This is a genomic window from Limnohabitans sp. Rim8 (assembly GCF_945869175.1).
Taxonomy (GTDB): Bacteria; Pseudomonadota; Gammaproteobacteria; order Burkholderiales; family Burkholderiaceae_C; genus Limnohabitans_A.
In genome coordinates this window covers 24,256-42,596 of record NZ_CAMBNZ010000013.1, presented here as the reverse complement: position 1 = coordinate 42,596, position 18,341 = coordinate 24,256, and the positions used below count along the sequence as shown (strand labels likewise).

16 protein-coding genes are annotated in these 18,341 nt (G+C 60.7%); 3 read left to right on the top strand and 13 right to left on the bottom strand.

Going from position 1 to position 18,341, the window contains the following annotated elements:
- Both Q0O19_RS03700 and Q0O19_RS03695 read left to right on the top strand, forming a co-directional pair.
- Positions 1–1,039 (top strand): LLM class flavin-dependent oxidoreductase (locus tag Q0O19_RS03700; RefSeq protein ID WP_295520160.1); only part of this gene is annotated, 1,039 nt, incomplete at its 5' end.
- Positions 1,036–1,545 carry a flavin reductase family protein gene (locus Q0O19_RS03695; RefSeq protein WP_295520158.1) on the top strand — a complete coding sequence of 170 codons (510 nt, stop codon included), beginning with the start codon at positions 1,036–1,038 and terminating at the stop codon, positions 1,543–1,545. The genes Q0O19_RS03700 and Q0O19_RS03695, both read left to right, overlap by 4 nt.
- A 6-nt stretch (positions 1,546–1,551) precedes the next feature.
- Here Q0O19_RS03695 and Q0O19_RS03690 read toward each other — a convergent pair whose 3' ends face one another.
- Both Q0O19_RS03690 and Q0O19_RS03685 read right to left on the bottom strand, forming a co-directional pair.
- Positions 1,552–2,196, bottom strand: a complete 645-nt coding sequence (locus tag Q0O19_RS03690) for a 3-oxoacid CoA-transferase subunit B (RefSeq protein WP_295520156.1) — start codon at positions 2,194–2,196, stop codon at positions 1,552–1,554.
- On the bottom strand, positions 2,193–2,903 hold the full coding sequence (locus Q0O19_RS03685) for a 3-oxoacid CoA-transferase subunit A (RefSeq protein ID WP_295520155.1): 711 nt from the start codon (positions 2,901–2,903) through the stop codon (positions 2,193–2,195). The genes Q0O19_RS03690 and Q0O19_RS03685 overlap by 4 nt, the downstream gene beginning before the upstream one ends.
- Before the next feature lie 276 nt (positions 2,904–3,179).
- Between Q0O19_RS03685 and Q0O19_RS03680 the strand changes: the two genes are divergently transcribed.
- On the top strand, positions 3,180–4,115 hold the full coding sequence (locus Q0O19_RS03680; protein WP_295520167.1) for a tripartite tricarboxylate transporter substrate binding protein: 936 nt from the start codon (positions 3,180–3,182) through the stop codon (positions 4,113–4,115).
- Positions 4,116–4,182: 67 nt separating this feature from the next.
- Here Q0O19_RS03680 and Q0O19_RS03675 read toward each other — a convergent pair whose 3' ends face one another.
- The 11 genes from Q0O19_RS03675 to metH all read right to left on the bottom strand — a co-directional run bounded on the left by Q0O19_RS03675 (position 4,183) and on the right by metH (position 18,325).
- Positions 4,183–4,962: an SDR family oxidoreductase gene (locus Q0O19_RS03675; RefSeq protein ID WP_295520154.1), complete on the bottom strand. Its 780-nt coding sequence runs from the start codon at positions 4,960–4,962 to the stop codon at positions 4,183–4,185.
- Positions 4,963–4,967: 5 nt separating this feature from the next.
- Positions 4,968–5,951 carry a tripartite tricarboxylate transporter substrate binding protein gene (locus Q0O19_RS03670; RefSeq protein ID WP_295520153.1) on the bottom strand — a complete coding sequence of 328 codons (984 nt, stop codon included), beginning with the start codon at positions 5,949–5,951 and terminating at the stop codon, positions 4,968–4,970.
- A 38-nt stretch (positions 5,952–5,989) separates the two neighbouring features.
- Positions 5,990–7,264, bottom strand: a complete 1,275-nt coding sequence (locus Q0O19_RS03665) for a Rieske 2Fe-2S domain-containing protein (protein ID WP_295520151.1) — start codon at positions 7,262–7,264, stop codon at positions 5,990–5,992.
- 171 nt (positions 7,265–7,435) lie between these two features.
- A complete protein-coding gene (locus Q0O19_RS03660; protein ID WP_295520150.1) occupies positions 7,436–9,598 on the bottom strand; it encodes an FAD-dependent oxidoreductase in 2,163 nt (720 codons plus the stop codon).
- 120 nt (positions 9,599–9,718) lie between these two features.
- Positions 9,719–10,324 carry a CDP-alcohol phosphatidyltransferase family protein gene (locus Q0O19_RS03655; RefSeq protein WP_295520148.1) on the bottom strand — a complete coding sequence of 202 codons (606 nt, stop codon included), beginning with the start codon at positions 10,322–10,324 and terminating at the stop codon, positions 9,719–9,721.
- Positions 10,317–11,024 (bottom strand): ATP-binding cassette domain-containing protein, encoded by a 708-nt coding sequence (locus Q0O19_RS03650; RefSeq protein ID WP_295520147.1) that lies wholly within the window; start codon positions 11,022–11,024, stop codon positions 10,317–10,319. Before Q0O19_RS03650 ends, Q0O19_RS03655 begins: the two co-directional genes overlap by 8 nt.
- Entirely contained in the window at positions 11,021–12,703 is a 1,683-nt protein-coding gene (locus tag Q0O19_RS03645) for an ABC transporter permease (RefSeq protein WP_295520146.1), read from the bottom strand. The genes Q0O19_RS03650 and Q0O19_RS03645 overlap by 4 nt, the downstream gene beginning before the upstream one ends.
- A 1-nt stretch (position 12,704) precedes the next feature.
- Positions 12,705–13,967 carry an ABC transporter substrate-binding protein gene (locus tag Q0O19_RS03640; protein ID WP_295520144.1) on the bottom strand — a complete coding sequence of 421 codons (1,263 nt, stop codon included), beginning with the start codon at positions 13,965–13,967 and terminating at the stop codon, positions 12,705–12,707.
- Between the two features lie 56 nt (positions 13,968–14,023).
- Complete coding sequence (locus Q0O19_RS03635; RefSeq protein ID WP_295520165.1) at positions 14,024–14,407, bottom strand: FKBP-type peptidyl-prolyl cis-trans isomerase; 384 nt, start codon at positions 14,405–14,407, stop codon at positions 14,024–14,026.
- Positions 14,408–14,510: 103 nt separating this feature from the next.
- Positions 14,511–15,581 (bottom strand): DUF6352 family protein, encoded by a 1,071-nt coding sequence (locus tag Q0O19_RS03630; protein WP_295520143.1) that lies wholly within the window; start codon positions 15,579–15,581, stop codon positions 14,511–14,513.
- Between the two features lie 5 nt (positions 15,582–15,586).
- Entirely contained in the window at positions 15,587–18,325 is a 2,739-nt protein-coding gene (metH, locus tag Q0O19_RS03625; protein WP_295520141.1) for a methionine synthase, read from the bottom strand.
- Positions 18,326–18,341: the final 16 nt, after the last annotated feature.

The following is an 18,341-nucleotide window of genomic DNA, read 5'->3' as shown; positions in this document are numbered from 1 at the left end:
TTTTTACGATGCTTTTGTGGGCGAGCATTTGACCGACAAAGCCGAAAACGTGACCAACAGCTTGCTGTTTTTGGCCACTTTGATCCCGGAAACCCAGAACATCAAACTCGGCAGCGGCACCTCCAACCTGTCGCACTCACACCCAACTTTGCTGGCCTCGCAAGCGGCCATGTTTGACCACTTGGCCAAAGGCCGCTTCATCTTTGGCATCAGCCCTGGCGCATTGGCGTCTGACGCTGAAGCACTGGGTATTTTGGACCAAGACCGCAACAAGATGTTTGCCGAGGCCATCGATGTGATCCTGGCCATCTGGGAGCGTGAGCCCCCCTACAACATCGATTTTCCAGACAACCGCTTCAAAGTCACCACGCAAGTGACGTCGGTGCCATCGATTGGCCGGGGCGAATTGATGAAGCCCTATCAAAAACCTCGGCCTGAAATTGTGGGCACCGTGGTCGCCCCTTTCTCCAAAGGCGTCATCGCCATGGGTAAGCGCGACTTTCACCCCATGTCGGCCAACTTTTTGATGGGCCATTGGCTGCCGAGCCATTGGGACAACTATTGCGAAGGCAAAACCGCCGCCAACACAGTGGCCAATTCCGCCGACTGGCGTGTGGCTCGCACCATCTTTGTGAGCGACGACAGCGCCACGGCCAACCGCTATGGCCGTGCTGACGCCAACAGCCCTTACCGTTATTACTACCGACAAATGTTAACCAAGATGATGATGTCCAAGCGGCACATCATCTTCAAAAAACACGCGGACGAAGACGACAGCCATGTCACGCTGGACCGCTTGCTCGACGAGTTGGTCATCACCGGCACTGTGAACGAGGTGACCGACAAAATTCTGGCTTTGCGTGAGAAGGCCGGTCCATTTGGTGAAATCGTTTATGCCGGCATGGACTTGGTCGACCCCCAACTGGGACGCCGATCGATGGAATTGATGGCCAACGAAGTCATGCCACGCATCAACCAAGCCTTGGGGCTGGGTTCGGCCATCAACGTGGATGCGCCCCTGGAAACCGCCACGGCATGAACCCGAAAGCATTTCTGCAATTGATGCGCAAGCATCCGGCTGCGGTGAACATCATTGCCACGGGTAAAGCACCCCATCGAACCGGCATGACGGTCTCGGCCTTCATGTCTTTGACGGCGGAGCCGCCCACGGTGGTCTGCGCCATCAACCGCAATGCTTTTTCTTACGCACACATGACCGACAACCAGGTGTTCAGTGTGAATACCCTTTCGGTCGAACACGTCGATTTGGCCAAGCTGTTTGCGGGCCAGGCCCAAGTGTTTGGCGATGAACGGTTTGATGAGGCCCATTGGCAAGCCTTTGATTCTGACTCGCCCTGCCTGCGCCATGCCGTCATGAGCCTGGAATGCCGCCTGATCCGGCAAGTTCAGGAAAACACGCACTGCCTGATGATTGGTGAAGTCATTTCTGGACATTGCAACGACTCGGCCATTCCCTTGCTGTACCGTGATGGCGAGTGGGTCACCACCAGCCCACCGTTGGTACAGCAGGCTTTGCAGGCCTGAAAGCCGTCACGCAGCTTTCAGGGGCAGGCCAATCAAGGCCGCAAGCGCATCGATCTCCAAGCCCTCAACGGTATCGATCACCACCAAACCGTTGGGCGTGCAAGCCAGCGTGGCCAGATCGGTGTAGACCCTTTTGACACAACCAATGCCCGTCAGCGGATAAGTGCACGCTTGGACCAATTTGCTTTGTCCTTGTTTGGTCAGCAAGTCCATCATCACCCAGGTTTGCTTGGCCCCAATGGCCAAGTCCATGGCGCCGCCCACAGCCGGGATCGCATCGGGCTCTCCGGTGTGCCAGTTGGCCAGGTCACCCGCAGCGCTGACCTGAAAAGCGCCCAGCACGCAGATGTCCAAGTGGCCACCGCGCATCATGGCAAAGCTGTCGGCATGGTGAAAAAACGCACCGCCAGGCAGCAAGGTGACGGGCTGTTTGCCGGCGTTGATCAGGTCGAAGTCTTCTTGGCCTTTGGCCGGGGCCGGGCCCATGCCCAGGATGCCGTTTTCACTGTGCAAGAGGACTTCGCGGGAGGCGGGGATATGGTTGGCCACCAAGGTGGGTTGGCCAATGCCCAGATTCACGGTGGCCCCTTCGGGGATGTCTTGCGCCACGCGGGCGGCCAATTCGTCTTTGCTGCGTCGGTTGTAGCTCATGTCTTGATGCCTCCGGCCTGGGTGGCCACACGGTCAATTTTGACCACGGCCTGAACAAAGATCCCGGGTGTGACCACCGTCTCGGGGTCCAACTCACCAAGGCTCACCTGCTCGTGCACGGTAGCGACGGTTTTGCGCGCCGCCATCGCCATGATGGGGCCGAAGTTGCGTGCGGCTTTGCGGTACGTGAGGTTGCCCCAACGGTCACCGCGTTCGGCTTTGATGAGGGCGAGGTCGCCATGGATGGGGGTCTCGTAGACGTACATGCGGCCATGGATTTCGCGGGTTTCTTTGGCTGAACCATCGGCATTTTTGGCCAACTCGGTGCCATAGCCAGTCGGCGTGAAAAACCCGCCAATGCCCGCACCCGCAGCGCGGATGCGTTCGGCCAGATTGCCTTGAGGCACCAATTCCAACTCCAGCTTGCCGGAGCGGTACAAACCGTCAAAAACATGCGAGTCGGCTTGTCTTGGAAAACTGCAAATGATTTTGCGCACGCGGCCCGCTTTGAGCAATGCCGCCAGGCCCTGCTCGCCATTGCCGGCGTTGTTGTTGACCAAGGTGAGGTCACGCGCGCCTTGCGCGATCAGTCCCTCAATCAGCTCATCCGGAATGCCCGCTGTGCCAAAGCCACCGATCAAAACGGTGGCGCCATCGGCCGTGCCCGCCAGCGCTTGGCTGACCGTGTCGACAAACTTGTTGATCATGTGATGCATCCCCCCGTTGAAGCGTCAAGCATAGCCTGACCGTCTTGATTTGCACACCACCCCGAGCCAGACCAGAGGCACCTTGGCGTCTTTCCAAAGACCCCGCAAGCATTCAGGGGTGTCGCGCACAAGGCAGCTTGTTTTCGGCTTTTCGATCAGCATTTTGAATTGCTTGAAAAGGATCACACCATGTTGCCATTTGCCACAAAACCTGCGTCGAACACCGTTTTTTCACGCCGACGCCTGCTCAACCAGACGGTCACCGGTGCATTGGGCATGTTGCTGGCCTGGGGGGTTGCACAGGCCCAGTCAGCCTACCCTCAACGCCCCATTCTGATGGTGGTGCCACAAGCGGCTGGTGGCACCAACGACATCGTCGGACGCCTGGTCAGTCAAAAGCTCTCGGAAGTGTTGGGCTCGCCAGTCGCTGTGGAAAACCGACCTGGTGCAGGCGGCAACATCGGCACCCAGTTTGCCGCCAAAGCCCCCAAAGACGGCTACACCTTGCTCATGACCATCAGCAGCAGCCAAGCGATCAACCCGGCGCTGTACAAGAACCCGGGCTTTGACCCCGTGAAAGACTTCAAACCTGTGGCTTTGATTGGCGCCGTGCCCAACGTGCTGTTGGCGCACCCCGGCTTCAGTGGCAAATCGGTACAGGACCTGATTGCGGCAGCCAAGAGCAAACCAGGTCAGTTGCAGTACGCCTCGGCAGGCAACGGCACGCTGAACCATCTGCTGGGTGAAATGCTCAACAGCATGGCGGGCATTCAGTTGCAACATGTTCCCTACAAGGGCGTGGCCCCGGCCATGAACGACGTGCTGGGGGGGCAATTGCCCTTTGTGTTTGCCAGCCTGCCAGCCTCACTGAGCCACATCAAAGCCGGCAAACTCAAGGCCCTGGCGGTGAGCAGCCCGAAGCGCTCCCCCGCCCTGCCCGATGTGCCAGCGCTGTCAGAGACCGTACCCGGCTACGCCGGCACCTTGTGGATTGGCCTGTTCAGCCCGTCTGGCGTTCCTGCCGAGGTCTCGGCCAAGCTCAACGATGCCATGGTCAAAACCCTGGCGGCCAAAGACCTGCGCGACAAACTGGAGCAACAGGGCGTTGAGTTGGCAGCGCCCATCACCCCCGAGCAATTTGCCAGCTTGCTGAACGATGACATCGTGCGCTGGGGGCAAATCGTCAAGTCATCGGGAGCTTCAATCGACTGATCATGCCGCCCCTAGGCCAATGGATCCATCTGGATTTCTGATTTTTGCAGACCCCATCCAGCCGCACTCAAACGATGTGCAAGCCGCCGTCCACCATCAAGGTGCTGCCGGTGATGAACGATCCCTCCGAAGAGGCCATCCACAAAATGGGCCAGGCAATTTCTTCGGGTGTGGCCCAACGGCGCAGCAAGGAAGTGTCCTGACGTTCGGTCTTGAGTTGCTCGACGCTTTTGCCGATTTTTTGCGCCCGCCCCACATGAAAATCGGTCAAGGTTGAACCGGGGCACACCGCGTTGACGCGAACACCGTGCGCCGCCTCTTCAAACGCCAGTGAGCGGGTCAAGGCCAGCTGTGCGGCCTTGGTGGCGTCGTACAGGGCCATGCCTTTGCGCCCTTTGACGGCATAACAAGACGACACATTGACGATGCTGCCATGGCCCGTGCTGCGCAGGTGCGGCAAGGCGGCATGGCAGTAATTCGTGATGCCCACCAGGTTCACGCCAACGATCGCATGCCATTCGGCCGCACTCGCCTGGGCTGCTGCCGCGTATTGACGCATGGCCGCGTTGTTGACCAGAATGTCCAGCCCCCCCAGCTCATTGACGCACCTGGCCACGGCTTGCAGCGCCAGCTCGGGGTCGCTCACATCGGCCTGGGCGCAAAACACACGGGCCTCGGGCACAGCCTGCACAATGGCTTGGTGCGTGCGCTGCAGGCCCTGCGCATCGGCATCCACCAAAAAGACCGAAGCGCCTTCCTGACAAAAAATCTGCGCCGTCGCCGCACCAATGCCCGAACCCGCACCGGTGATCAGCGCCACTTGTCCTCGCAATCGTGGCTGGCCCATGCCTGTCACTCCGCCTTGGTGCCGGTGTCCTTGATCACTTTGCCCCAGCGTTTGATTTCCGAGCCAATCCAGTCGCGGAATTGATGGGGAGTGGTGGCCACAATTTCAAACTCCATGTCCAGCAAGCGTTTGGTGATTTCGGGCGAACGCACGATCTTCACAATCTCGCGGTGGTACCGCTCGATGATGGGTGCAGGTGTCCCACCGGTGGTGAGAAAGCCAATCCACGAAGTGGCTTCAAAGTCAGGATAGCCCGACTCGCTGAGGGTGGGAATGTCGGGCGTGGTCGCAAAGCGCTTGAGGCCCGAGGTGGCCAGCAATTTCAGACGACCTTCCTTGGCAAATTGCTGCACATTGCCAGGCACAAAAAATCCAGCCTGAATGTTGCCGGCAATCAGGTCACTGACCGCCGGGCCCGCCCCCCGATAAGGAATGTGCGTGATGTGAAACCCTGCGGCCGACTTGAACATTTCCATGGTCAAGTGCGAGGCACTGCCCAAGGCCACCGAGCCATAGGAATACTTGCTCGGGTTGGCTTTGGTTTTTTCGACAAAGTCCTTCACGCTGGTGATGCCCGATGCCGGGTTGACCACCAGGTATTGCGGCGCCTTGACCATCAAGGTGATCGGCGCCAGATCTTTGACCGGGTCGTAGGGCATTTTGTCGAACAAGCCCACGTTGATGGCCAATGGGCCGTTGTAGCCAATCAACAGGGTATGGCCATCCGGCGCGGCCTTGGCCACCATGTCGGCACCGATGTTGCCGCCCGCACCGGGTTTGTTTTCCACCACAAAAGGCTGCCCAAAAACTTCTTGCAGTTTGGGGGCAATGAGTCTGGCCAAGACATCGTTGGTGCTGCCGGTGATGGGCACGATGATGCGCACGGGTTTGGTCGGAGCCCATTCCTGTGCGCTCGCAGTCATCGCTGCACCCAGACCCAAACTGGCCAGGGCCCATGCAGTCCATTGCCGACGGTTGAAATTTTTCATGTTGTCTCCTGTTGTGTGTGGGGGGGAATGAGCAATCGTCAGATCGAAAAAACCGGTTCATCCAGGCCATTGGCCAGGTGCTTTTGGGCCCACACCATGGGGTCATCGCCTTTGGGCAACAACACACCAGCAGGGCGAACATGTTGTTCGGAGGCGTCCAATGCAGGCGGCTCGATGCCTTGCTCCAGCGCCACTGCTGCATCGTGCAGCATGCGACGTGCCATGGCAATGGCGCGGTCGGTTGGCAAGAGTTTTTCGGCCGCATGGTCCTGGATGGAGCCCATGCTTTCCTGCAAGGAGTAGTCTTGCGCCGAAAAACCGAACACCCCACTGTAGGCCCGTTTTTCCTGTTGGGCCTTGCGGTCCATCAGGTAGTCGTTGTCACGGTTGGCCTTGGGCACAAAACTGCCCGGGGCTGCGTATTCGACATGGATGCCTTTGCCCGCAGCCATCGCTTCATGTTCTTCGGCGCTCAGCGCTTGCTTGGGTTGCCAATTCATGCTCCAGGCCCAGCACTCGTGGTCATTGACTGGCACCCAGGCGTGGCCGCCCAAAGCATGGTGGCCAAACGGCGGAATCATGGTGAACCAAGGGAACAACCATTGGGTGATGCGCCAGTAAAAACTGTCGGGCTCGCCCATGCGACGGCCAAACAAACTCATGCCAAACGAGGTCTTTTCGATTTCAAACACCACGTTGCCATCGGCCTTGATGTAGTCGAGGGCCTTGACGCCCTGATGCATCGGGTCCGTGTCCACTTCATAGCGGTGCACATACGACACGTGGGCGGTGTCAATGCCCCCTTCCATGGCCTGCAGGTAACTGGAGTACTGAAGGCGCTTGGACACGAACACATGGCTTGGTGGCAAGGTACACCACTCGAGTTCAGGCGGCTCGGGCATTTTGTCGGGTGGCCCCATGTAGGTCCAGACAATGCCGCCGCGCTCCACGCAGGGGTAGCCCTTGATGTGCATGTGCGCACAAGCCTTGGGGTTGGAGGGCACGTCCACGCAGTGGCCATTGCCGTCAAATTTGACGCCGTGGTAGGCACAGCGGATGCCGTTTTCTTCGTTGCGGCCAAAGTAAAGCGAGACCCCGCGGTGTGAACAAAACTCGCTGATCATGCAGGCTTTGCCATCGGTGTTGCGAAAGGCCAGCAGCTTTTCACCCAGCAGTTCAATGCGCACTTGTGGCCCGTCGGCCAGCTCGATTTCGCTGGTCGTCAAAGCGGGCACCCAATAACGCCGCATCAGATTGCCCATGCGCGTGCCAGGGCCTACCCGCGTCAATGTTTCAGACATGTCCTTGTTCATGGAAAACTTCTCCTGGTCCTGAATAAGTGGCCGTCACAGTCATGCTCAACTGTGCCGCCATTCGTTAAATGATAGTGCTGTCCACGGGTACACGCTGTCACATACGCCGCGTGCAAGGTTTTCAAGGGTTGGGCATGAACACCGGCCATGACTGAGAGGTCGAAACCGGGCTCATCCACGCCGCCAATCATGGTATTTCTTCACCCAAGACAGTAACTTTTGCGGCGCATGGGCACGCTTCCATTCGCCCGCCGCGTATTTGTTGGCCTCGGACAGGGTCGGGTAGGTGTGGATGGTGGCCAAGATCTGGTTCAGACCCAAGCCGTGCTTCATGGCCAGCACGTACTCGGCCAACAAATCTGCCGCGTGTGTGCCGACAATGGTCACACCCAAAATCCTGTCTTTGCCCGGCACGGTGAGCACCTTCACAAAGCCGTGCGCCTCGCTGTCTGCGATGGCGCGGTCCAGATCGTCGATGCCGTACTTCGTCACTTCATACGGGATGTTTTTCTCTTGGGCTTCTTGCTCGTTCAGGCCCACACGCGCCACCTCGGGGTCGATGAAGGTGGCCCACGGAATCACCGAGTAATCGGCCTTGAACAGCTTCCATTCGCCAAACAAAGCGTTGACGGCTGCGTACCAAGCCTGGTGTGCGGCGGTGTGGGTGAACTGAAAAGGCCCCGCCACATCGCCTGCGGCGTAGATGTTGGGGTAGATGGTTTGCAAGTACGCGTTGGTCTGCACCGTTTGGTGTGTGGTTATGCCCAAGTTTTCCAAGCCATAACCCTGCAATCGCGCCACCCGACCCACAGCACACAGCAAGCGATCGAACACGATGCGCTTTTCAGCACCCAGATGCGCCACCACCAAAGTTTTCTCGCCATTGACCAACTCGCAACGCAAGGCCTTGCAGCCGGTCAAGACCTGGACGCCGTCGGCTTCGAGCGCCGCTTTGGCGAATGCACTCACCTCCTCGTCTTCTCGCACCATGAGACGTGCGCCCATTTCCACTTGCGTGACTTGTGAGCCCAATCGCGCAAAGCTTTGCGCCAGCTCGCAACCGATGGGGCCGCCGCCCAGCACCACCAATCGCTGGGGCATTTCGTCGAGTTGGGCAAACTCGTCCCACAAGGTGTCGCTGGTCACGTAGCCGACTGCGTCCAAACCGGGCAGGGGCGGCACGACGGGGCGGGCACCGGTGGCGATCACGATGCTGCGGGCAGTGAGTCGCTGGGTGCCGCCAGCGTTGAGCGCAATCTCCACCGTCCACGGGTTCACCAGCGTGCCGTAACCCTGCAGGACCTCCACGCCCAAGCCGGTGTAACGCTCGATGCTGTCATGCGGCTCAATGGCTTGGATCACATCGTGCACCCGCTGCATGACCGCCTTGAAACTGAAGGTGGGCGAGGTGTCGCTGAGGCCATATTGGGACGCGTGGCGCATCTGGTGGGCCAGCTTGGCGCTCTTAATCAGCGCCTTGCTCGGCACGCAGCCATAGTTCAAGCAGTCGCCGCCCATCTTGTGCGCCTCGATCAGCGTGACCTTGGCCTGCACGGCTGCGGCGATGTAGGCGCTGACCAAACCACCCGCACCGCCGCCGATGACGATCAAGTTGCGGTCAAAAGTTTGGGGGCGTTGGTCCGCCCAGCGGGCATAAACCTGGCGCTTTTGCAAAGCGGCCACAATGCGGCGCGCGATCAACGGGAAGAGGCCCAACAACACAAAACTGGCCCAGAGTGCGGGGCTCAAAATGCCCTGCAGCGATTCGAGCTGCGCCAACTGCGTGCCCGCATTCACATACACCGCCGTGCCCGCCAGCATGCCGATCTGGCTGACCCAGTAATAGGTCCACACTTTCATGCGCGTGAGGCCCATGAGCAGGTTGATCAAGAAGAACGGCACGACAGGAATCAGGCGCAAAGTGAAGAGGTAAAAACCGCCCTCGCGTTTCACGCCTGCGTTGATGTCGGCCAGGCGCTGACCAAAGCGTGCCTCTATCCAGTCGCGCAACAAAAAGCGCGACGCCAAAAACGCCAAGGTGGCACCCAAGGTGGAAGCAAACGACACCATCAACAAGCCTTGCCAAAACCCAAACACCGCGCCACCGGCCAAAGTGATGATCACGGCCCCCGGAATGGACAACGCTGTCGCCAGCACATAGACCAGGCAATACAGCGCCGCCACCGCGAGCGGCTGCGCGGCGTGCAGCAGCGCAAAACTGGCCTGACTGGCTTTGAGTTGCTCAAAGCTCAAGAAACGTCCCAGGTCCAGCGCCACAAACGAGCTGATGGCCAGCGCCAACAAAAGCAACAAAACAATTTGACGAAGGCGCATGAAAATTTCCAAAGTGCCATGTGCTTGGCAATCAGCACCTGTGCGGTGACTTGAACAATAACCGCATTTGGCCAGTTATTCGCAGAAAAGCAGCCATCAGTTCCAGACTTGGTGAAAGCACTATTTCAACCGCCGATAACCCCACCCCACCCGCATTCCCGTAGTCACCGCACACAGCGCAGCAAACCCATAAGCCAATACCGTAAAGTGTTCAGGCCAGATGCACATGGCGGCGAAGACGGTGATGGTTTCGGTGGCTTCGGTGAGACCCCCTAAAAAGTAAAAGCTTTTGCCCGGCAGGGCGGTGTCCGTCAGGCCGCGTTTTTCGGCCAGTGCGGCGAACGCCAAAAAGCTGCAGCCGGTGCCGATGAAGCTGGCGAGCAGGGCGGCGGCGGGCAGGGCGTTGGTGGTGGGGTTGGCCACCGCAAAGGCCAGGGGGATGGCGGCGTAGAACACAAAGTCGAGCGCGATGTCCAGGAAGCCGCCCGCGTCGGTGGGCTGGGTCAGGCGGGCCACGCTGCCGTCCAGGCCGTCGAGCAAGCGCGAGGCCAGCAGCAGCGCCAAGCCCCACCACAACGCTTGCAGCGCAATGGCCACGGCAGCAGCCATGCCGATGGCAAAGCCCAGCCAGGTCAGCGCATCGGCACTGACGCCTGCGCGCACCAAGCCGCGTGCGGCGGCGTTCAGCGCGGGGCGCAAGAGGGTTTGGGCGTGGCGGTCAAACATGGGCTTGGCTTTCTTCGGTGGCGCGCAAATGCACCACGCGCTGCCGGTCGGCCACGTCTTGTTCGTCGTGCGTGACCAGCACCACCGGGATACGCCGCTCGCGCACATGCGCAAACACCCACGGGCGCAGCTGGGCGCGCAAGGCGGCGTCGAGTTTGGAAAACGGCTCGTCCAGCAGCAGCGCTTGTGGCTCGGCCAACAAAGCGCGCATGAGCGCCACACGCGCACGCTGCCCGCCGGAGAGCGTGGACGGGTCGCGCTCGCCCATGCCGCTCAGCTCGGCTTCTTGCAGCGCTTGTTGCACGCGGGCTTGGCGCTGCGCTTTGGTGCTGCTCGTGCCGTTTGTGGAAATAACGGGCACGGCAAACAGCAGGTTCTCGGCCACTGTCATGTGCGGGAAGAGCAAGGCGTCTTGAAACACCAAGCCCACGCCGCGTTGATGGGTGGGCAGGTACGCAAGTTCTCGGCCATTGAGTTGCACCGAGCCTTGCAATTGCAGGGGCAACAACCCTTCGGACACGCTGGCCAGCGTGCCCGCGATGGACGCCAGCACCGAGCTTTTGCCGGAACCGCTCGGGCCCATGAGCGTGAGGATCTCACCGGGCGGCACATGCAGGTGCAAGCCGCTCACCAGCACGTTAAGCGCGCTGCCCAAGCGTTCGATGTGAACGTGCAGGCCATCTTGTGGGGTGTCGGTCATGGTGTGGCTTTCATGGGGGCGATCTTCTCAAATCGGCGCGGGCGGCCCAGCCACGCGGCCAGCGCAAAGGCGGCGATGGGCAAGAGCATTTGCAGCGCGGCGTAGGCGCTCATGAGCGAGCGTTGCGCGCCCGCGGCCAAGGTGACGGCTTCGGTGGTGACGGTGGCAAAGCGGCCCGCGCCCACGTAGAGCGTGGGCAGGTATTGCGCCACGCTGACTGCAAAGCCCACGGCCCAAGCCGAGGCGATGGCGCGTTGGAGCAATGGCCACTTCACGCGCCTTAGATACACCCAGCGGCCATGGCCCAAGCTGGCCACCAGCGCGGCTTGGCGCGGGTCCACCGCATGATACGCAGGCACCAGCGCCAGCAGCACATAGGGCAAAACCATGACCGCGTGCGCCAGGCACAAGCCCAGCCATTGGCCTTCAAGCCGGGTGTGCAGCGCCAGGCTGTACAAGCCGACCACCCACAGCACCGAAGGCAAGACCAGCGGCAACAAAAACCAGGGTTGCAAGGCTTGCTGCCAACGGCGCGGGGCCCACTCCAACCAAGCCACCGACCACAACAAACACACACTGGCCGATGCCACGCCCAGGCCCAGCGTGGTCCACACGGTGTGTGCGCTGTTGGCCACTTGTTGCCAGGCGCCCAGCGTCCACAGCTCGGGCCACACTTGGGGGAAAGACCACACGCCTGAAACACTGCCCACAGTCAGGGCGAACCAGACGGCGGCATAGGCGGTGAGGAGGGTGGTCCAGATGACGTTCGGCTGCAGGGGCAGCTTCCTACAAAAATGCAAAACCCATGTGGGGGGTTTCGGCGGGCGCTTGCCCCTGCTCGTGAATGGGCGCGTGGCCGCAAGCACTCGCAACACCAACACCGTGAGCACGCCCCCCACCAACACCGTGCCCGTCAACCACCCCGCCGCCGCCACGCCTTGCGATTGCGTAAGCAGGTCGGCTTCGCTCAGCCATTGCCAGGCCAGCACCGCCAAGGTGGGCGGTGTGGCGGGGCCGATGATGAGGGCCATGTCGACCACCGTGAGGCCATAGGCCAGCACCGCCAGCAGCGGCCAGCGCAGGCGCGGTGCCAGTTGCGGCCAAATGATTTGTGCAAACGCTTGTGCGGGGGTGCGGCCCAGGGTGTGGGCCAGCGCGTATGCGGCTTGCCAGCGGCGGCGCCGGTCTTCGCGCGGCTTTTGGGTGGCGGCCACCCACAGCAAAAACGGCAGCTCTTTGAGCCACAGCGCCAGGATCAGACCCAGGCCCCACGGGTCTTGCGTGGTGAACCAAGGCGGCGGTGCGTCAAAGCCGGTGAGACCTGGCGACACCAGCCGCAGCGCCCAGCCGCTGGGCGATAGCCACAGCACCAAACCAATGGCCATGGCCGCGTGCGGCGTGGCCAGCAAGGCCGGCAGACGCGACAGCCAACGCCCCAGTTGTTGGCGGATGAAGCCACGGGCCAACACATGCGCCAACGTGATCCACGCCAATGCGGTCGAGGCCAAACCGGTCCACAAGGTCATGCCCCAAGCGCGCCCAATTTGCGGGTCCATCCACAGGGCTTGCCAAGCTTGGGCGTCCAGCAACTGCACCAACGCGGCGGACAGCACCCACAACGTGGGCAATCCCGCCAGCGCGGCCAGCAGCACAGGCAAAAGGACCTTCACGGTCGGCATGTCACACGCCGTAGCGGCGGGTCCATTCTTTTTCGAGCGCATCGACCCAAGATGCGTGCGGCTCGGGCAAGGCCGGAGCGCTTTGGCGCACTTGCCCAGCGCGCGGGGCCGACAAAAACTTCGCGCGGTCTGCGGCGGGCAGTCGCGCCAAGTCCAGCACCGTCGGGTCGCCCCACACGTCGATGTCGGCCTTGCGCGCCTGCGCGGCAGGCGACAGCAAAAAGTTGGCCACCACTTGTGCTCCCGCTTTGCTGGGCGCGTTGTAGGGGATGGCCACAAAATGCGTGTTGCCGATTGTCCCCTTGGCAAACTGCCAGCTCTGCACCGTGGCGCTCAGGCGCTTGGCCGCGATCTCGTTGGCCGCTTCGTTGGGGTTGAAGGTGAGCGCCATCACCAGTTCACCATCGGCCATCATTTGGCGAACAGCTCCCGCATTCAGAGGAAACTGCTTGCCACCACGCCACAGATGTGGGTGCAACGCATCCAGAAAGCGCCACAGCGGCGCGGCTTGCGCTTCCAGTGAAGCTGGCGTCACGGGCTGGGCCAGCGCTTTCGCATCGGGCGCGTGCTCGATCAGGGCCTGCTTGATGAAGGTGGTGCCATGGAACTCGGGGGGGCGGGGGTAACTGATGCGTCCCGGTTGGCTGCGGGCCAAAGCCAACAACTCGGCCATGCTTTGCGGGGGCTTGGGCAGACGTTTGGCATCGGCAAAAAACGTCAGCTGGGCCATGCCCCAAGGCGATTCCAAACCCTCCGTGGGCACCGAAAAATCGACCAACGTGGTGGGCTTGCCTGCGGTGTCCACCCACTGGAAGTTGGGCAGGGATTGAGCGAACGGCGCAGACAGCAGACCCTCGCGTTTCAAGGCGGCAAAGTTTTCACCATTGACCCAGACCAGGTCCACCGTGCCTTCGGTGTCTTGGCGCCCAGCTTGCTTTTCGGCGCGCACGCGCTTGACCACATCGGCCGCATCGCTGATCTTGACGTGTTGCAGCTTGACGCCCAAGTCGCGTTGCAACTCGCCTGCGGCCCATTGCAGGTAAGCGTTGATCCGCTCACTGCCCGCCCAGGCGTTGAAGAAAACGGTCTGGCCGCGTGCGGCGTGCAGGGTGTCGGGCCAAGTGGTGTTGGCAACTTGCGCCGCCGCCGGGCGCACAGCCACCGTAGCGGGCCACACCGAAACCGCCCCACAAGCAGCCAAGGTTTGCCGACGATTCCACCGCCGCTGCGGTGTTTCGGTGGGGCAAGAAGTCTGGTGTGTCATGTCAGGCATCTCGTGTCAGGGAGGGTGCGGTGGTCCTGTAAATAGCGTCAAAGGCATCACTTGCCTTGAATGCCCAGCAACTCGACTTCGAACAACAGGGTGGCGTTGGGTGGCACCGCGTTGCCCGCACCCCGTGCACCGTAAGCGATTTCAGGCGGGCAGGTCAACTTGGCTTTGCCACCCACTTTCATGCGCTGCACGCCTTCGGTCCAACACGCGATGACGCGGTTGAGGGGAAAGTCAATGGGTTGACCCCGTTTGTAAGAACTGTCAAATTCACGCCCGTCTGGGAAGGTGCCTTTGTAGTGCACCGTGACTTTGTCGCTGGCCGTGGGGCTGGCCCCGTTGCCGTCTTTCAGGCTTCGGTAGACCAGCCCACTGGAAGTCAACACAGCGCCGTCTTCTTTGGCGGCGGCTGCGGTCACCGCGTTTTGCGCCATGGCCACTGGGGCTGACAGGACGAAGGCGAGACAGGAAAGGCGAAGGGCAAGTTTGATCATGTGCTGGATGAGTAAGAGTCAGAAAAGCCTGAGCAACAAACGCTCAAGCAGGGCGGGAAAAAGGCAAATTGAGCAGCAGATTTTGGGGCTTGAGCTTGAGCAAGCCTTGCTCGTTCATGGCCAGCCCCAAATACACCGGCTTGCCTTGCACATCGGCGCGCATGTCTTGCGGGTTGTCAAAGCGCAGTTTGAACAGGCTGACGAGCTGCTGCTGGCGTTGGGCGGTCAGTTCCTGACCCTGATACAAGTCGTTGAGCAAAGCGGTGGCTGTGGCGTCCAAACCCACATGCCAGCGCCAAGCGGGGTCATCCACTTTTTGTACCGGCTCGATCTGCACCGACGTTCCCATGAAGTGTTGCACCCAACGGGTCAGCACGGCGGCCAGGGCTTTGAGTCCCGAATGGGCATTGACCATTTTCAAAATCAGTCCATGGGGCAATTCGTTCTGGAGTTCGTGCGTCATGTCGAGCAAGAAAGCGTAGCGGCCCAGACCTTCGCGCTGCGCAAAATAACGGTTGGCATTGTCCGGGTGCAGCACCTTCACGTCCACCGCCTTGAGCGTGGCGCCGCCTTCCATCAGCAAACGCCCCATCTCACCCAAGCCTCCGGTGGCTTGCAGGGTGTCCAAGGTTTCGCTGTCCCCCGACAGCACGCGCCCGCCTTCGATGGTGATGCGTTGGCGGCGAAACAGCAACTCGGCCGCACGCCAGACCCAGGCATCGTCCACGCCCTTCAGCACATTGCACACCATGGCCTGCACCACCAGATCGATGAACAGGGGCGGCAGCTGGACATGGCCGCTCAGCATCCAAGCCATGTAGGCCGCCTCGAGCGAACCCGCGCTTTCCACGTCATCGCGAAAACGCAGAAAGAGTTTGTAATTTTCACGGACATCGTCGTCCTTGAAATATTTGTAGTCTGCAGGGGTGACCTGCATGTGGGGCGCATCCATCAAGGCGGCATGCAACCGTTTTTCAGCCTTGCAAGATTCGGCCACCAGCGCCAATTCGGGACGCTGCAACCACAGGCGCCAATAGTCGGGCGTGGCACTCACCCAGCCGCGTTCGTTGCGCGTCAGGAGTTGGTGGCCGCAGCCGGTCCAAAAAGTCTGCATGGTGTTCAGAGGTTGGGGGCCAACAAGCGCTGCAAGTCTTTCAACGCCATCCCGCTGCGTTGCGCCAAGTCTTGCACCTGGTCGTCACCGACTTTGCCCACGTTGAAATACTGCGCCTCGGTGTGCGCAATGTAGAAACCGCTCACGCTGGCCGCAGGCGTCATGGCCAAGCTTTCGGTCAGGCCCATGCCAATCTCTTCACATTGCAACAAGTCGAACATCGCCTTTTTTGCGCTGTGGTCGGGGCAAGCCGGGTAGCCCGGCGCTGGGCGGATGCCCTGGTACTTTTCGGCAATGAGGTCTTCGTTGCTCAACGCTTCGCCAGCGGCATAGCCCCACAGGTCGGTGCGCACTTTTTTGTGCAGGCATTCGGCCAGCGCCTCGGCCAAGCGGTCGGCCAGTGACTTGAGCATGATGGCGCTGTAGTCGTCGTGTTCGGCTTCAAAAGCGGCTGCGCGCTTGTCGGCCCCAATGCCTGCGGTCACAGCGAAAACGCCGACATGGTCTGGCGCGGTGCCTTGGGGTGCCACGAAGTCGGCGAGGCAACGGCTGGGGCGCATGACCCCATCGATCATGTGCTTTTCGGTCTGCTGACGCAGGCCGCGCCAGGTCATGGCCAATTTCTTTCGGGACTCATCGGCATACAAAGCGATGTCGTCGTCATTCACGCAGTTGGCCGGGTACAAGCCCAGCACGGCGTTGGCCGTGACCCAGCGGCCGTCGATGATTTTTTGCAGCATCGCTTGGCCGTCGGCCAAGACCTTGCGGGCTTGCTCGCCCACCACCTCGTCGTCGAGGATGGCGGGATAAGGTCCGGCCAGGTCCCAGGTCTGGAAGAACGGGCCCCAGTCGATGTATTGCGCGATCTCGGCCAAGTCGTAGTTTTTGAACACGCGCCGGCCAATGAACTTGGGCGCGGCGGGAACACCTTGGGCCCAGTCGATCGGCGTCTTGTTGGCGCGAACCTGTGCCAAGGTCCAAAGCGGGGTTTGTTTTTTGTTGGCGTGCTGCTCACGCACCTTGTCGTAATCGGTGTTCAAGTCGGCGATGAACTTGGTCGCTTGTTCAGACAACAGGCCTTGCGCCACACCCACGCTGCGCGAGGCGTCAGGCACATAGACCACCGGGCCGGTGTAGTGGGGCGCAATCTTCACAGCGGTGTGCACGCGGCTGCAGGTGGCGCCGCCAATGAGCAGCGGCATTTGGCGCTCGCGGAAGTACGGGTCTTTTTCCATCTCGGCCGCCACGTACTGCATCTCTTCGAGGCTGGGTGTGATCAGACCCGACAAGCCAATGATGTCGGCGTTCTCTTCTTTGGCTTTGGCCAAAATTTCGTGGCAGGGCACCATCACGCCCATGTTGACCACTTCAAAGTTGTTGCACTGCAAGACCACGGTGACGATGTTTTTGCCGATGTCGTGCACATCGCCCTTGACGGTGGCGATCACGATCTTGCCTTTGGCTTTCACGTCTTCGCCCGCGGCTTCTTGTGCGAGTTTTTCGGCCTCGATGTAGGGCAGCAAATGCGCTACGGCCTGCTTCATCACGCGGGCGCTCTTGACCACTTGCGGCAAGAACATCTTGCCCTGGCCGAACAGGTCACCGACGACGTTCATGCCGTCCATCAGCGGGCCTTCGATCACATGCAGCGGGCGACCACCCTTGGCAAGGATCTCTTGGTAGGCCTCTTCGGTGTCGTCGCTGATGAAGTCGGTGATACCGTGCACCAGCGAATGACTCAGGCGCTGCGCCACGCGCACAGGCGCATCGGGCGTGCCGCGCCAAGCCAGCTTTTGGCTGTCGTCTTTGGCCGCGCCTTTGGCCGTTTCGGCCACTTCAATCAGGCGCTCGCCCGGGGTCAGTTGCGCTTCGCCGTCTTTATATTGGGGCACGCGGTTCAGCACCACGTCTTCCACACGTTCGCGCAGAACGGGCTCGAGGTCGTCGTACACGCCCATCATGCCGGCGTTGACGATGCCCATGTCCATGCCGGCCTGGATGGCGTGGTACAGGAACACGGTGTGGATAGCTTCGCGTACCGGGTCGTTGCCTCGGAATGAAAAACTCACGTTCGACACACCGCCCGACACCTTGGCACCCGGCAGGTTTTGCTTGATCCAGCGCGTGGCGTTGATGAAGTCCACCGCGTAGTTGTCGTGCTCTTCGATGCCGGTGGCGATGGCAAAAATGTTGGGGTCAAAAATGATGTCTTCAGGCGGGAAGTCCACCTCATCGACCAGCACGCGGTAAGCGCGCTCGCAAATTTCAACCTTGCGTTCGTACGTGTCGGCCTGGCCTTTTTCGTCGAACGCCATCACCACAGCGGCCGCGCCATAGCGCTTGACCAGCTTGGCCTGGCGTTTGAACTCGTCCAAGCCCTCTTTCATGCTGATTGAGTTCACGATGCCCTTGCCCTGGATGCAGCGCAGACCGGCTTCGATCACCGTCCATTTGGACGAATCCACCATCACCGGCACACGCGCGATGTCGGGCTCACCGGCCATGAGGTTCAAAAAGCGAACCATGGCCGCCTGACTGTCAAGCATGGCTTCGTCCATGTTCACGTCGATGATCTGCGCGCCGTTTTCGACCTGCTGACGCGCCACAGCCAAAGCCTGCTCGTACTCGCCATTCAAAATCATGCGGGCAAAAGCCTTGGAGCCGGTCACGTTGGTGCGCTCGCCCACGTTGACGAACAGCGACCCGGTGCCGATGGAGACAGGCTCCAGACCGGACAACTTCATGGGGGGCACAGAAACG

Coding starts and splice junctions, on each gene's coding strand:
- Q0O19_RS03695 (WP_295520158.1), top strand. CDS start 1,036: ATGAACCCGAAAGCATTTCTGCAATTGATGCGCAAGCATCCGGCTGCG.
- Q0O19_RS03690 (WP_295520156.1), bottom strand. CDS start 2,196: ATGAGCTACAACCGACGCAGCAAAGACGAATTGGCCGCCCGCGTGGCG.
- Q0O19_RS03685 (WP_295520155.1), bottom strand. CDS start 2,903: ATGATCAACAAGTTTGTCGACACGGTCAGCCAAGCGCTGGCGGGCACG.
- Q0O19_RS03680 (WP_295520167.1), top strand. CDS start 3,180: ATGTTGCTGGCCTGGGGGGTTGCACAGGCCCAGTCAGCCTACCCTCAA.
- Q0O19_RS03675 (WP_295520154.1), bottom strand. CDS start 4,962: ATGGGCCAGCCACGATTGCGAGGACAAGTGGCGCTGATCACCGGTGCG.
- Q0O19_RS03670 (WP_295520153.1), bottom strand. CDS start 5,951: ATGAAAAATTTCAACCGTCGGCAATGGACTGCATGGGCCCTGGCCAGT.
- Q0O19_RS03665 (WP_295520151.1), bottom strand. CDS start 7,264: ATGAACAAGGACATGTCTGAAACATTGACGCGGGTAGGCCCTGGCACG.
- Q0O19_RS03660 (WP_295520150.1), bottom strand. CDS start 9,598: ATGCGCCTTCGTCAAATTGTTTTGTTGCTTTTGTTGGCGCTGGCCATC.
- Q0O19_RS03655 (WP_295520148.1), bottom strand. CDS start 10,324: ATGTTTGACCGCCACGCCCAAACCCTCTTGCGCCCCGCGCTGAACGCC.
- Q0O19_RS03650 (WP_295520147.1), bottom strand. CDS start 11,024: ATGACCGACACCCCACAAGATGGCCTGCACGTTCACATCGAACGCTTG.
- Q0O19_RS03645 (WP_295520146.1), bottom strand. CDS start 12,703: ATGCCGACCGTGAAGGTCCTTTTGCCTGTGCTGCTGGCCGCGCTGGCG.
- Q0O19_RS03640 (WP_295520144.1), bottom strand. CDS start 13,967: ATGACACACCAGACTTCTTGCCCCACCGAAACACCGCAGCGGCGGTGG.
- Q0O19_RS03635 (WP_295520165.1), bottom strand. CDS start 14,407: ATGGCGCAAAACGCGGTGACCGCAGCCGCCGCCAAAGAAGACGGCGCT.
- Q0O19_RS03630 (WP_295520143.1), bottom strand. CDS start 15,581: ATGCAGACTTTTTGGACCGGCTGCGGCCACCAACTCCTGACGCGCAAC.
- metH (WP_295520141.1), bottom strand. CDS start 18,325: ATGAAGTTGTCCGGTCTGGAGCCTGTCTCCATCGGCACCGGGTCGCTG.